The sequence below is a fragment of the Acinetobacter sp. Ac_5812 genome, assembly GCF_013072695.1.
Classification (GTDB): domain Bacteria; phylum Pseudomonadota; class Gammaproteobacteria; order Pseudomonadales; family Moraxellaceae; genus Acinetobacter.
Genome location: NZ_LXUK01000022.1, coordinates 468,991 through 482,545 on the forward strand (window position 1 = coordinate 468,991; position 13,555 = coordinate 482,545).

At 40.5% G+C, this 13,555-nt stretch carries 12 protein-coding genes; 9 read left to right on the forward strand and 3 right to left on the reverse strand.

Annotated features, from left to right (window positions below):
• The first annotated feature begins 92 nt into the window (after window positions 1-92).
• From A7P55_RS15730 to A7P55_RS15760, 7 genes are all read left to right on the forward strand, one after another.
• Window positions 93-3,278, forward strand: coding sequence for a TonB-dependent receptor (locus tag A7P55_RS15730; RefSeq protein ID WP_289847048.1), 3,186 nt, complete (start codon window positions 93-95; stop codon window positions 3,276-3,278).
• A gap of 190 nt (window positions 3,279-3,468) precedes the next feature.
• Window positions 3,469-4,260 carry a Slam-dependent surface lipoprotein gene (locus A7P55_RS15735; RefSeq protein ID WP_171552824.1) on the forward strand — a complete coding sequence of 264 codons (792 nt, stop codon included), beginning with the start codon at window positions 3,469-3,471 and terminating at the stop codon, window positions 4,258-4,260.
• Window positions 4,261-4,367: 107 nt separating this feature from the next.
• Window positions 4,368-5,834, forward strand: coding sequence for a surface lipoprotein assembly modifier (locus A7P55_RS15740; protein ID WP_171553269.1), 1,467 nt, complete (start codon window positions 4,368-4,370; stop codon window positions 5,832-5,834).
• 9 nt (window positions 5,835-5,843) lie between these two features.
• A complete protein-coding gene (locus A7P55_RS15745; protein ID WP_171552825.1) occupies window positions 5,844-6,758 on the forward strand; it encodes an energy transducer TonB in 915 nt (304 codons plus the stop codon).
• Between the two features lie 31 nt (window positions 6,759-6,789).
• Window positions 6,790-7,389: a biliverdin-producing heme oxygenase gene (locus A7P55_RS15750; RefSeq protein ID WP_171552826.1), complete on the forward strand. Its 600-nt coding sequence runs from the start codon at window positions 6,790-6,792 to the stop codon at window positions 7,387-7,389.
• Between the two features lie 28 nt (window positions 7,390-7,417).
• Window positions 7,418-7,864: a YbaN family protein gene (locus tag A7P55_RS15755; protein ID WP_171552827.1), complete on the forward strand. Its 447-nt coding sequence runs from the start codon at window positions 7,418-7,420 to the stop codon at window positions 7,862-7,864.
• Between the two features lie 113 nt (window positions 7,865-7,977).
• Window positions 7,978-8,652 carry a YjjG family noncanonical pyrimidine nucleotidase gene (locus A7P55_RS15760; RefSeq protein WP_171552828.1) on the forward strand — a complete coding sequence of 225 codons (675 nt, stop codon included), beginning with the start codon at window positions 7,978-7,980 and terminating at the stop codon, window positions 8,650-8,652.
• Here the strand turns inward: A7P55_RS15760 and A7P55_RS15765 are convergent.
• Window positions 8,647-9,078, reverse strand: a complete 432-nt coding sequence (locus A7P55_RS15765; RefSeq protein ID WP_171552829.1) for a hypothetical protein — start codon at window positions 9,076-9,078, stop codon at window positions 8,647-8,649. The two genes, A7P55_RS15760 and A7P55_RS15765, sit on opposite strands and share 6 nt — an antisense overlap.
• Before the next feature lie 163 nt (window positions 9,079-9,241).
• Here A7P55_RS15765 and mhpT point away from each other — a divergent pair, with 163 nt between their 5' ends.
• The gene (gene mhpT, locus A7P55_RS15770) at window positions 9,242-10,504 is read left to right on the forward strand and encodes a 3-(3-hydroxy-phenyl)propionate transporter MhpT (RefSeq protein ID WP_171552830.1); all 1,263 of its coding nucleotides are present in this window, start codon (window positions 9,242-9,244) and stop codon (window positions 10,502-10,504) included.
• Window positions 10,505-10,562: 58 nt separating this feature from the next.
• On the opposite strand, the gene A7P55_RS15775 is transcribed toward mhpT, so the two are convergent.
• Together A7P55_RS15775 and A7P55_RS15780 are read right to left on the reverse strand one after the other, a co-directional pair.
• On the reverse strand, window positions 10,563-10,994 hold the full coding sequence (locus tag A7P55_RS15775; RefSeq protein WP_171552831.1) for an SRPBCC family protein: 432 nt from the start codon (window positions 10,992-10,994) through the stop codon (window positions 10,563-10,565).
• A gap of 160 nt (window positions 10,995-11,154) precedes the next feature.
• A complete protein-coding gene (locus A7P55_RS15780) occupies window positions 11,155-12,189 on the reverse strand; it encodes an AraC family transcriptional regulator (RefSeq protein ID WP_171552832.1) in 1,035 nt (344 codons plus the stop codon).
• Window positions 12,190-12,289: 100 nt separating this feature from the next.
• Between A7P55_RS15780 and A7P55_RS15785 the strand changes: the two genes are divergently transcribed.
• Entirely contained in the window at window positions 12,290-13,369 is a 1,080-nt protein-coding gene (locus A7P55_RS15785) for an alpha/beta fold hydrolase (protein WP_171553270.1), read from the forward strand.
• Window positions 13,370-13,555: the final 186 nt, after the last annotated feature.

Below are 13,555 nucleotides of genomic sequence, written 5' to 3' on the forward strand. Positions count from 1 at the left end.
GTTCGTCATAGTAAGTAGAAGCAATAAATTTGGGATCATTTTATTTCAATAGATTTAATGATTCTTATTTACATTTACTGGGGCGGGCAAAAATGAAGAAAGTCGGAGATGGTCAAATGCGAAGTCGGAACTTATTTCGATTTTCAACGCTCGCATTTGCTGTACATACAGCGTGTATTGCGAGTTTAGCTTTACCCATGCAACATGCTTATGCGGAAACCGTTGCGGCAAAATCTTATAGCATTCCTGCAGGAACTTTGGCCAATGTACTGAATCAGTTTGCTGAACAATCGGGGACTTCAATTGCCATTGATGCGCAGCAATTAAAAGGGCAATACAGTTCAGGATTAAAAGGCAGCTATGCATTAGAGCAAGGTTTTCAGCATATTTTAGCATCCTCGGCATTCTATGCAGTCAAAGTCGGGCAAGGCTATACACTGGTAAAAAAGACAGTTAAAAATAGTAATGCACCTGCAAGTGCACCAGTAACTGCAATGAATCATACATCTTCGACACCAATTCAAGATGACGAAATCTCTGTTCGTTTGACGCCAATGGTGGTCTATGGTCAAGAAGATCGTGATGCTCAAGGCAGCAACAGAGTTTATGATGCCAATCGGTCTTCAGTCTATGCAGGAAAAGATTATATTGAACGCTTTAAAGGCACCAATCCTGCTGATGTCTTTCAAGGTATGGTTGGTGTTTATAGCGGTGATGCTCGAAATAGTGGAGCATTAGATCCGAGTGTTCGCGGGGTGCAAGGTGTTGGGCGAGTACCGCTGACCATTGATGGAACAGAACAGTCGATTGCAGTATGGCGTGGCTATAATGGCGTGAATAACCGGAATTATATTGATCCCAATCTGATTGCAGGTATCGAAGTTATTAAGGGGCCATCACTAGAGCGTAACACCACAACCTCAGTCGGTGGTGGTGTCGTGGTCAAGACCTTAGAAGCGGATGATATTGTTCGTCCAGGTAAAACCTTTGGCGCAGAATTAAAAGTGGAAGGCTCTACCAACGCCATTGATCCTTCGTTACCTGACATGAGTAAAGTCGGCAAGAATTATAATGATACGAAGCCTTGGGATAATGTGAATGGCAAAAAGTATGATCCCGATATTTATAAGAAAAACCGAACCCGAAATGATAACTCCAACTTCTCTGGCGATGATTTAGCGGGCCGACTGGCATTGGCAATGAAACAGGATAAATTTGATTTATTGGCTGTTTACGCTGTTCGGGAACGTGGTAACTATTTTTCAGGTACACATGGCGCTGGCTATTACAAACGGGCTGAGCCAAGTAATAGTCTTGATTTTATTCCTTATTTTGCTCACTCTTATAAGCCAGGTGATGAAGTACCCAATACCTCAAGCCAAATGGAATCTTGGTTGTTTAAAGCTGGCTATCGGCCTAGCGATGATCAAGCGCTGAAATTCACTTATCGAGACACCAAAAATAGATTTGGTGAAATCATGCCCTCAAGGATTGAATGGGGGCTAACACCTGATATTGGGGTACCGCAGTGGCCGCTCAGCAACATTCGGTCTAAAGCCTATAGCTTAGAATACAAATATAAACCTGAGAATAATCAGTGGATTGATTTCTATAGCAATATTTGGCAAACCGATACCGAAAGCCAGACCTATACACGCGGTGGTTGGCCAACTGATATTGATTTTAGAGACAATCGTATTCTAAATACCGCAATCAGTCATTCCGATAACCGACGTCAAGGCATTAGTATCAGCAATAAAGCCAAATTAATGGATCAACTCGATCTCACTTTGGGTGGAAGCTTTTTAAAAGAAAAACTGACCTCTGACGATGTGTATGGTGAATATGGGCCAATGTATAGCCTATTTCAGGCTTTACCTCGTGCGGGGCGTCGTGAAGAAAAGACCTTTGATTTTAATTTTAACTATCGACCGGCTTCTTGGTTAAGCTTTGATGCGGGTATGCGTTATCGCTCTTATTGGGCCTTTGATGACTTTTTAAATAAATCGATCAGAGATGGCGTTGATCCAGCATTAAACCCATTGTTTACCAAGAAAAGCAAACTGAAAGAATATAGCTTTGAATACCAAACCATGCCAGAAAGTTATACTGCTTTAGAGCAGCGTATGATTAATTTATTATCGCAACGTTATGCAGCAAGTAATCCAGATTGGGATGGTCGCCTCGAAAATGTTCCCGCATCAGAAAATGCATTATATAGTCGAATCTGGTCACAGAGAAATACACTCAACTGGAAAGCAGATGAAAATGGTCATCTGAATTTAACTGATAATGTATTGGATCAACTCAATGCTCTAAAGCAAAAATATGTGATTATTGGTAGTGGTAATTTAAGTCCTGCTGTAATTGAACAAGTTCCGATTGAATCTGTTCAGAAAGTTAAAGATAGCGGTTGGGCGCCTCAACTTAGTGCATCCATTCATTTGACCGATAATAATCGACTCTATGCTCGTTATGCTGAGGAATATCGCTTACCAAGCTTATTTGAAAGTACGGTTGGTTTCTCAGCGATGATGCCATATCAAGCAATTAAACCCGAACATGCTTTTAATTATGAAGTCGGTTATGTCTATGACATGCGTAACTGGTTAAGCTCAGCGCGTAATGCCGATATTAAGTTGGCGTATTACTACAATAAAACCAAAAATGTGATTGAGCGAAATCAGAATCTGATTTTTACCAATATGGATGAGCAAAAACTTTCAGGTCTTGAATTACAAAGCCGTTTTGATAATGGTGAATTCTTTAGCGATCTTAGTTTGGCTTATAACCTGAAGAATGAAGTCTGTGATAGCAATAGTGCCATTAATAAAATGATTAACAGTGGCACAGTACAAACAGATCAAGGCATTCAATTCCGTGATGCGTATCGACGTTGCGTCGATGATGGTTTTCCGAACGGCTATCTGGTGACGATGTCCACACCCGAACTCAGCGCACATGCTTTATTGGGCGCGCGTTTTCTAGATGAAAGACTAGAGCTTGGTGCACGAGCAACTTTCTACAAAGGCTATGAAAGTCCATTACGTAAAAATAATGATGCGGGTATCAATAAAGGCTATTACCTCAATGTGCCTCTCGCTTGGGACGATACTTGGATTTTTGATGCCTATGCACGCTATCAAGTCGATACCTACAATACGGTTGAGTTTGTTGGTAATAACCTTTCGAACCAGTTCTATATTGATCCTTTAACCCGAAGTGCAATGGCTGCACCAGGTCGTACTTTGAAAGTCAGCTGGACCACCAAGTTTTAACACAGAATTTAATTCCAACGTTCAAATTAGTCGGGATTAGATAAAGGTAAATAATAATGTTGAATGATTATTATTTACAAAATTAGGAGCAGTTATAGATCTTGCTGTTCCCATAACTAAATAGATGGCGATACCGTTATCTTTATTATTGAAACAATAACTTAGCTTTAGAAAAATGGAGTAACAATAAATGAAAATCTCTCAACTGTTCATTGGTCTAGTTGCATGTTCTGCTGTATTAACACATGCAGGTATTGATGGTGCTTCAAGTAATGAAGGGAATATCAAAGTCGGTGCTGCAGCAAATACAAGTCATCCCGGTGGTGCAGTAGCTATTTCTGTAATGGCAGCAGGTACACCATATAATGCATTTACAGGTTTTAGTTCACTTAAGGGTTTAGCTCAAGCGGTTCAATTTCTGGGAACAAAAAATACGGATATAACGATTGGTAATAAAACATTTAATGTCTCACATATTCCAATGAATGCCATGCCGCCTTCACATAGTTCTTTAGGTAATTTAAATTTTGGTCAGGTGGGCACGCAGGAAGTTTATTTCGGTGAGTGGTGGAATCAAAATGATACACCAACAGGTACGAGCCATACCGTTTATTATGCGGGTGACAATACCAATACCACCATACCAACTGCTGGTACGGCGACCTATACTGTTGCCGGGATTAATGGTTCAGCAACCAATCTGTTAAGTGGTGATTTCACCGCAAACTTCGGTGCAGGTACTTTAGATGGTTCATTAACTGGCGCGGGTACAACCGTTTCAAAGTTAACTCTGGATGAAGTGATATTCAATCCAGGCACAGCTGCATTTAGTGGATTTGCAATCGCAAATGGTACGGCTGGGGTAAATGATTCAGGTATTGTTCAAGGACACTTCTTTGGTGCCAATGCTACAGCTTTGGCAGGTATTGCCCAGTTTGATAATGTTACATATAACACCGCATTTGGTGGTGCGAAAAATTAATTATGGCAAAAGGAATCTACAACTGTAGATTCCTTTTTCTTGTTTATGGCTTGATGATTTTATTTTTTGTTTTGCGGTTTTTTATGAAAAGAACATTGCTGTGCTGTCTGGTTGTATTGGCGAATTCATCACTTTATGCAGATGATGAAACTCAACTTCGCCTGAATCAAAGCTTAGATCAGAATTTATTACAACAACAGCATCAACTACAGCAACAAGGGGCAATTCGCAGCACCGATGAACTCCCTAATATTGTGATTAATGGTCAAGTATTTGAAGTTGAAAAAAAACAAGATGACCTCGCAAAAGCTTTATATTTGGCGGTTATGCAAAAACAATGGGGCAATGCTGCGGTTTATTTAAAGCATTACCAACAATATGATGGCTATGACCAAGCTTTAACTGATTTTGCCGAAGGTGCTTTAGCACGTGCTCAAGGACAGCTCAAATTAGCCGAGCAAAAATTTCAAAGCAGTCTCAATAAACAACCGAATAATCTTATTTGTGAACTAGAGTTAGCGCGCGTGCTGTTTGAACAGCAGAAGAACAAACAAGCAGCACGCCTTTTTACATCAATTCAGAGCAAACTAGGACAGAGTGATCCTGCGGTGATACCGCCAGAAGTAGAACAAACGGTTAATCTGTTTGTGAAAGCACTCGATCAGCGGGATTCATGGCAAGGCAGTGTTGCGATTGGCCCATCCTATGCCACAAATCTGAATAGTTCTTCTGAGCAAAGTAAAACTTGGATGCTGTATGGCATTGACCAAAAAGGCAATGTGGTCCCCATTCAGGAGATTACCCGTGGAAGTCCTAAAGCTGAGTCGGCAACGGGTGTGGACTATGAAGCCAGTTTAATGAAACGCTTTTCTGTCTATGGCAATCATGGGATTTCTTTACGTGGCTTGGCTTATGGACAGTCTTATGACGATCATGCTGACTTTAATGAATCCACCCTCAATATCAATGCAGGCTATAGTTTTTTTGATTTAAAAAACCAAATCACCATTGCACCGCTATTTGAGCATAAACGTTATGCCAATGATGGTTTGTACAATGCTTGGGGCGCGCGTGCAGAATGGATGCGGTTCATTTCTGCTGATAAAGCACTCAAGCTTGAAGCTGAAATCAAGGATTTAAATTATCAAACATATAAAACTTTAGATGGTAAAGAAAGTTCAGCCATGCTGACCTTTTGGAAAATTTTACCTGAACAATGGACTCTGTTTGGTGGTGTGGATGTCTTGGATCATGATACCCAAGAAAAATACATGGCAGCCTATCAACAGCAAGGTGTTCGTTTAGGTCTGAGTAAACCATGGAATGTTGGCTTTAATACCACCTTGTTCAGTTCCTATCGTTGGCGACAGTTTGATCGTTACGTGGCAGCATTTGAGACACGTCGTCAAGATTTTGAGCAAAACTACACCTTTGTGTTGCAAATGCCTCGGTTCAAGTTCTATGGCATGACGCCGAATCTGACTTATCGCTATAACCGTAATAACAGTAATGTGGATTGGTTATATTCCTATGACAAACACAATGTTAGCCTAAAACTAGAGCACCGTTTTTAGGGGATGACGATGAAATCAAAATTCCTATATCCGCGCTGTGACTTTAGTGCAAAAGGACCACCTATTCGGATTTGGGCACTTTCGCAGCGTAAGTCAATCATTGTGACAGTGGTCATTGTTTTACATTTACTTGGATTGTGGTCATTGAGCCATTTTATTGAGCCTTATACTTTGGCTACTTCACCCAAAGTGAATGCGTTAAAAGTTCATTTCGTGTCTTTATCAGCTTCAGAACATGCATCTCCTCAAGCAACAGTAAAAGTTGAAGTTGCCCAAACATCATCAATACCCGTATTAGAAAAACAAACAAGCACTCGCGCTGCTCCGACCAATATTGAAAACACAGAACAAAAAGTGATAACCAGCCAGAGTGCTGTGCATGAAGTGCGCAAGCCACAAAGCAGCCACAAAGTTGCGACTTTAGCCGCGAAGTCTACAGCAGCAATAGCGGCTCAACCTTCAGAAAATAAAGTGAAACAAGATGCCCAAGCGGATCAATCATCACAGATGTTGACCGAAAATCAGCTCAGTCAGAAACAACAAACTGGACACCTTCAATCCCAGTCGGGTGGGGTAAATACAGCAGCAACACAACAGGAATTGGCTCGTGCGCCTGAAAGCCAAGTTGATCGTGATGAACCTGTTCAAGTCAGCAGTGTTGATGTATTGAGCTTTGGCAAGCTTGCTTATGATGATCGGGAACTTAAACAACAGAATCGTGTGGTCGAATTACGACTACGTATCAATGAAAACGGTCAGCCCATCGAAATTCAAATAAAACAAAGTTCAGGTACTAGCAGTCTAGATCAGCGCGTTCTACAGGCTGCTCGCCAGTCCAAATTCAAACCTTACAAGATCAATGGTCGCGCAGTGGCCGTTGTTGTGGATTTCCCCGTGCAACTCAAACTTAGTCGGAGTCGTTAACCGATGAATACTATTCTTTTTTAGGAGAATGATGATGAACGCAGCAACAAAGCAAATGATTGCCAATAGCCTTTCTCAGCGTTTAAAGCAGGAAACAGCGGCAGAACATGAGCGTATGCACCAGTTAATGGCGCAAGCAGATGTATTCTCCAGCAAGGAGAAATACGCGCAATTTACCTTGTCGCAATATTATTTCCAGCAGGAAATTGAGCATCTTTTTGAACAAGAGGGGATCGCCGGACTGATTCCAGATTTGGGAATTCGTGGTCGCTCTCAACAAGCCTTCGATGACTTGCAGGATTTGGGTATTCAGCCCGCAGGTCAGACATTACAAAGTGCAGACGTTAAATTACCTGAGGCACTGGGTTGGATCTATGTGTCAGAAGGTTCAACTTTAGGTGCCGCATTTCTGTTTAAACAAGCGCAGAAGCAGTTAGGTTTCTCCGAAAACTTTGCAGCACGAAATCTGGCGGCTTACCCAGAAGGTCGGGCGAAAGTGTGGAAACGCTTTGTTGAAGCACTTGATGAGGCTGCTTTTGATCAGGTGCTTCAGGATCGTGTTGTACAAGGTGCGCTAGATGCCTTTGGCTATTTTGGTAAAGCATTGAATCAGCTCGACGAATTGAAATAAGTGTTGAGGCAGTAAAAGCTTATTCAATATGGGGAACACTAATCGCATGGATAATCAAATGAAAACAGATACCTTATCACCAACATCACAGCCAGCTAGCAAGTTAGCACGTTCAGTGTGGTGGCGATTATTGTTTATCTGTCTGGCTTGGCTATGCATCGGTTTAGGGATTCTTGGGATTTTTATTCCCGGCCTACCAACGGTTGATTTCATTCTGTTGGCAGTGTTCTTTGCCGCTCGAGGCTCTGAAAAGCTGCATCAATGGTTCCTCAACCATCGCTTAATAGGTCCAATCATCCAAGATTGGCAAGAAAACCGACGTATCCCCAAAAAAGCAAAATATATCTCGACCGTCAGTATGAGTATTGCTGCTGGTATTATGATTTGGACCATTCCGCATCCGTGGGTGGTCTATCCACTAATTGCCTGTATGGTGGTTGTATTGCTCTGGATGTGGATGCGAGATAAAGATTGAGCGTGATTTAAGACCAAGATATCGAACATTGCGCAGGTCTCATCGGCTTGCTCTTTTAACTATCGGTATAATAAAATTATCTCAATATTTTCTTCGGTTGTAAGATTGCTCAGATGTACAAGGCTATATTCTTTGATATTGATGATACTTTACTGAATTTTAGTGTCGCTAACCGCGCTGCATTTATTCAATCTTTTGCTGAATTTAATCTAGATCATGATGATTTGACCTATTCAACCTATAAAGAGATTAATCATCATTTGTGGGAAAAGCAGAAGCTAGGTCAAATTACCGTACAAGATGTGATTAATAATCGATTTAAAGAATTATTCCGAGCATTAAATGTTGAACTTAATCATGATCATTTCCGTGATAGTTTTCAGGGAAATTTAGCCAAAGAACATACGCTCGAAGCTGGTGCTGCTGAAGCTATTGATTATTTAAGTCAAAAATATAAGCTCTTTGCTGCATCAAACAGCATATTGAGTCAACAAAAAGCACGTTTAGGCTTGGCTGGTTTATTGCCACATTTCTCTGATTTATATATTTCAGATGACATAGGCTATGAAAAACCAGATCAGCGTTTTTTTGAAACATGTCTGCATAGAAGCCAGATCGCTAAAGAAGAAGTCCTGTTCATTGGGGATAGCCTTGAAGCTGATATGAAAGGTGCTGCTTCTTGCCAGATCCCGACTTGTTGGTATAACCCGAAAAATCTACCGAACAAATTAGCCTTAGATCTGACTCATACCATTCAACATTTATCTGATTTGGTCAGGATTTTATAAATCAATGCTTTCTGGCTGATGGGGTTTAAGATTAATTAAAATCAGCCAGTAACAGACTGCTGGAATGAGGGCGATAAACCAAGCAAAAACATCAGCATAGACCAGCCACCATTGCTTCGGGAGTTGGCCTGTATGTCCCCAACCTAAAAGAATAAAAAAGGGTGCCGCAACGACTAATGAGCCTAAGCAGATTGTGAGAAAATTTAGATATTGATATCGGTTTAAGACAAGCGAGAACAAGAATGAAAATGGAACGGTTAAAAGGCAATAAGCCAAATAAACCAGAAGATGTCCGACAATAACTGCAAATATTGAACCCAATTTATATTCATTGTTCATGAGGATAAATAGTACAGCCATAAAGCAAAGTAAGGGAATTGGAGCCAATAATAGCGATTTAAAAATGATCTTTTTGTTATATTTCAAATGAAATTCCTTAAGTTGTTTGAATTACATATTGCATAATTTTAATACATATTGCGTAACTATATACGCTCTGCTAGTCTTTTTAGCGACTTAAAGGATATTTAAATCTATATTTGGAATTTTAGAACGATCAACTGGAAGAATCAAAAAAGGGAAGTTAAAAATGTTAAAAGAGACCAATATAGAGACAGGCTCTTCAAAACAAGCAATCGTGATTACACTCATACTCTGTTTCATTTTTGCCATTATTGAAGGATTTGATCTGCAATCTATGGGGGTTGCTGCACCGCGGATGAAAGCAGAAATGTTCTTAAATAGTGCCGAGATGGGATGGGTATTTAGTGCCGCCGTGTTAGGAACATTACCTGGCGCATTGATTGCAGGACGAATTGCTGATTCGATAGGTCGTAAAAAGGTCTTTATTACTTCGATCGCCATTTTTGGTCTGATGTCTTTACTCACTCCTTTTACTAGGGACTTAAACTCCTTACTCTTAGTCCGTTTTCTGACCGGTTTGGGTATGGGGGGAGCTTTACCGATTGTTATTACGATGGTTTCTGAAGTGGTACCTGAAAAATATAAAGCAACAGCTGTCAGTGCCATGTATTGTGGTATGCCAATCGGCGGTGTCTTAACCTCAGTGGTGGCTTTGTCTTTGACAGCAGATCACGAATGGCGTCATATCTTTTATATAGGTGGGATTGCACCCTTAATTCTGGTTCCTATTCTTATTTTATTTTTACCTGAATCAAAAGCTTATTTAAATAAAATCCCTCAGGCCACTACACAGAAACAAAGCGTGATCGACGTTTTATTTGCGAAACCACGTGTTGTGGTGACGTCCACGCTATGGCTCAGCTTTTTTGGTACTTTGCTGGTTTTAGCATTGTTTCAGAACTGGTTACCGACCTTAATCTCAGGACTAGGACTCAATAAACAACAAGCCAGTTATATTCAGATTGGTTTTAATTTGGGTGGTTCGATTGGGGTATTAATTTTAGGTTTGATGTTGGATCGACTGAATAAATTCTTTATCGTTGCCAGTGTTTATACGGGCATTCTGGTTTCATTGATTGGTTTGGCCTATTCCAATAGCGCATCGAGTTTTATCTTGTTTGCGACAAGTTGCGGGATGTTTGTGATTGGGTGCCAGTCGATTTTATATACCTTAGCTGCAAAATATTATCCAACTGAAATGCGCGGAACAGGCGTGGGGGCTGCTGTTGCTGTAGGACGCTTAGGTGCTTTTGCTGGCCCGTTGGTAGCAGGTTATTTATTGGGTACAGGTCAAAGTGAAATTGTGGTGATTGCATCGAGTATTCCAATGATTTTATTGGCAGCAATTTCTGCATTAATTTTACTGCGTAAGCCGGAGCATTCAGTCAATCGGAAAGAACCTCTAGGCACCGTAACATCTTCACTTTAAACATAGCGTAAAACCTTGACGGTAAAATAAACCGTCAAGGAGAGGCTTCTGAGCAGCATTAAAACTTTAGCTTTTTAAGCCCACGATTGATCCCGTTTTGTAGTGCTGCTTTAATAATTGGGCCAATAAAAGGAACACGTCCTTTAAAGCTAATAGTGTAATCCAATCGAGTGCGATTCGCGCCTAAATCACTAAACTTCATGATTCCTCGATGCGCTTTAATTGGACTAATACCACTGGTAATTGCATATTCAATCAATTCATTTTCTTGATAGACCAAGTTGGTTTCAACAAAAGAAGGGGCTAAAGGGATAGACAGTTTACGAGCAGAACCCACGCCATTTCGTGCATCCTTACCATTACTGATCCGAGTAATTTTTGCAGGTGCAAAGATTTTACTGAGGTTTTCATGTTCACTAAGAACGGCAAAGACCTTATCTACTGGCGCATTGAATTCTTGTGTTATCTTAACTTGTTGTGTTTTTAGCATATTGGAACCCTTCCAAATAAATTGACATAGTGTATTGTCAGTATTTAGATATTAGCATGTATTTTGTCCATTCTGAATTTTACTTGGTCGGAAATTCGCATGCTTTTCTATACAATTCAGTCATATCTATTTTCGGACTGAGGATGGTCGACATTTCATATTATGATTGTTTTCTTTCTTTGAGTGATTGGCTGGGTGCAACGCCAGTCCAACGTTTATAAGCTTGTGAAAAAGTAGATAAATCAGAAAAACCAAGTTGCTCAGCGACCTGTGTGAGGCTTAACTTTCCTGATAAAAGTTCATTGGCACGTTGATGTAATACTTCATTTTGAATCAAGCGAAATGAACTGTTTTCCTCTTGTAAGCGCCTTTTTAAGGTGCGTTCACTGATATGCAATTTGCTGGCAATGTCAGGCAGGGTAAGAAGCTTGCCGGACGGTGCATTGCTTAAAAAGTCATGGACAATCATGGTAGTGGTCAAAGTGGTATGCCGTTGACTAATCAGTTCCGAACATAAACGTTCGCACATGGCCGCAGTATTCGCATTGGCATGCGGTAGTGGTTGATTTAATTGAGCAGCATCGAACTTTAATTCATTGCTTTTTTGCTCAAATAAAATCGGTGCTGCTAAAAAATGCTGCGGAAGCTCTGCTAAAGATTGCTGTGGTTGAGGGTTTTTAAGATGAAAGGCATCAAACTGAAAGCAAGCTTCATAAATATCGCTAATGACCCTTGAAGTCGCTGCCATGGCACGTGCAATGACAAACTGCTGTAATTCTATTGAGAGGCTCGCGGGTTCAGTAAAATGAATAATAGCCTGTTGTTTTTCCAGACGGAAACTGATTTTAACAAAGGTATAAGTCAGGGGGAGATAACGTTTTGCCAATTTAAAAGCATCTAAGCCTGTTGCACTACTCATGAGTGCATAACCCAAAATGCCATAAGTGGTCAATTTATGCTGGAAGCCAACAATCAAGCCCAAAGTTGTTGTATCGATTGCCAAGTGCTGAGTTAAATTTGTAATCACGGCAATTTCTTGCTCAGCGCTCACAACACAGTTGGCATCATTTAATCTGTTCAGGTTTAATCCAGTTCCAAGCAAGAGTAAGCTTTTCTGTAGATGATGACGTTCAGCTAATTCGAGTAACAATTGCACACTGGAAGGTGCACGTAAATAATCTTGAAACTCAAACATCAATTGGCCTAAATACTAAAATCTATGTCCCAATCTAGCATGGCTGTATCGTCGCTAAAAGCCTAGGATTTGATTATCCGATATGAGGCAACAACAAGATATGAATACCATTCAATATATAAATTCGGTCAGTTTGGTACGTCAATATATCCAAAAATTAGGTGTAGGCATTTTGGTGATGTGTGCTGTCGGTAGTTCTTTTGCCAAAGAAATAGAAATGGGAGACTCCGCAATGACTTATCAAAATCAAATCGCTTGGCAACAAATTGAGCAATTCCTTCCACAGCAGTTCCACATTGCCAAAGAACAGTTACCAAAAGAAGAGTGGTGGGCATGGAAAGGCAACAATATTCATTTAGATACCTATCGAAATCCGAATGCAAAAATCAAAGTCATTCTATTTCATGGTGTTGGTACCAATGGTCGTCAAATGTCGATGATTCTCGGTAAGCCTTTGGCCGATCGTGGTTATGAAACCATTGCGATTGATATGCCAGGTTATGGTATGACCCAAGTCGGCAAAGGCAACTTGATTCGATATGAAGATTGGGTACAGGCAGGCAGCGACCTAATTGATCTTGAATTGGCCAAAGATAATCGCCCAATTGTACTTTATGGTTTGAGTGCTGGTGGAATGTTGACATACCATGTTGCAGCTAAAAATAAGAAAGTAAAAGCCATTGTGGGAATGACCTTTCTTGATACAAGTAACCAAGTGGTGAAAGACACGGTTGCAAGTAACTTATTTATGAGCCGTGTCGGTACGCCTTTAGCACATTGGAGTGCAAAGACACCATTGGCTTCAATGCGTTTTCCGATGAGCTGGGCCAGTAAAATGAGCACTTTAGTGAATAACAAAGCAGCTTTAAAGGTCTTTATGAAAGATAAAACCTCAGCGGGTAACGCTGTTTCATTGGCCTTTTTAGATTCATATATTCACTATAAACCAGAGGTAACAGCTGAAGATTTTGATGTGAGTCCAATTTTATTGACTCAACCTGCCCAAGACCGTTGGACTCCGCTGGATTTAAGTACACCTTTTCTAAGCCGCATCCATAAGGTGCCTGTTAAAACTGTGATGTTGGAAAATGCAGGGCATTACCCTTTAGAACAACCGGGTTTATCGCAAATGGTGGATGCGATTGATCAGTTTTACCAAAGCACAATAAATAAAAAGTAACCCATCACTTGCGAATAAAAAGACTATACCGAGGTATAGTCTTTTGAATTAAATTTAAAATTTCAGCTTAATAAGCGAGTTTTAACAATATTCTAAAGAACATGGCAATCACCAATAAACCGAAGAATCCAGCGAGCCAAAGTACGATAAACCATTGTGTCTTAGATAGTTTCATGACATTACCTC

Excerpts from the sequence above, each read along its gene's own strand:
- A7P55_RS15730 (WP_289847048.1), top strand. The coding sequence starts at position 93 with ATGAAGAAAGTCGGAGATGGTCAAATGCGAAGTCGGAACTTATTTCGA.
- A7P55_RS15780 (WP_171552832.1), bottom strand. The coding sequence starts at position 12,189 with ATGTTTGAGTTTCAAGATTATTTACGTGCACCTTCCAGTGTGCAATTG.
- A7P55_RS15775 (WP_171552831.1), bottom strand. The coding sequence starts at position 10,994 with ATGCTAAAAACACAACAAGTTAAGATAACACAAGAATTCAATGCGCCA.
- A7P55_RS15785 (WP_171553270.1), top strand. The coding sequence starts at position 12,290 with ATGAATACCATTCAATATATAAATTCGGTCAGTTTGGTACGTCAATAT.
- A7P55_RS15735 (WP_171552824.1), top strand. The coding sequence starts at position 3,469 with ATGAAAATCTCTCAACTGTTCATTGGTCTAGTTGCATGTTCTGCTGTA.
- A7P55_RS15755 (WP_171552827.1), top strand. The coding sequence starts at position 7,418 with ATGGGGAACACTAATCGCATGGATAATCAAATGAAAACAGATACCTTA.
- A7P55_RS15745 (WP_171552825.1), top strand. The coding sequence starts at position 5,844 with ATGAAATCAAAATTCCTATATCCGCGCTGTGACTTTAGTGCAAAAGGA.
- A7P55_RS15760 (WP_171552828.1), top strand. The coding sequence starts at position 7,978 with ATGTACAAGGCTATATTCTTTGATATTGATGATACTTTACTGAATTTT.
- A7P55_RS15750 (WP_171552826.1), top strand. The coding sequence starts at position 6,790 with ATGATGAACGCAGCAACAAAGCAAATGATTGCCAATAGCCTTTCTCAG.
- mhpT (WP_171552830.1), top strand. The coding sequence starts at position 9,242 with ATGTTAAAAGAGACCAATATAGAGACAGGCTCTTCAAAACAAGCAATC.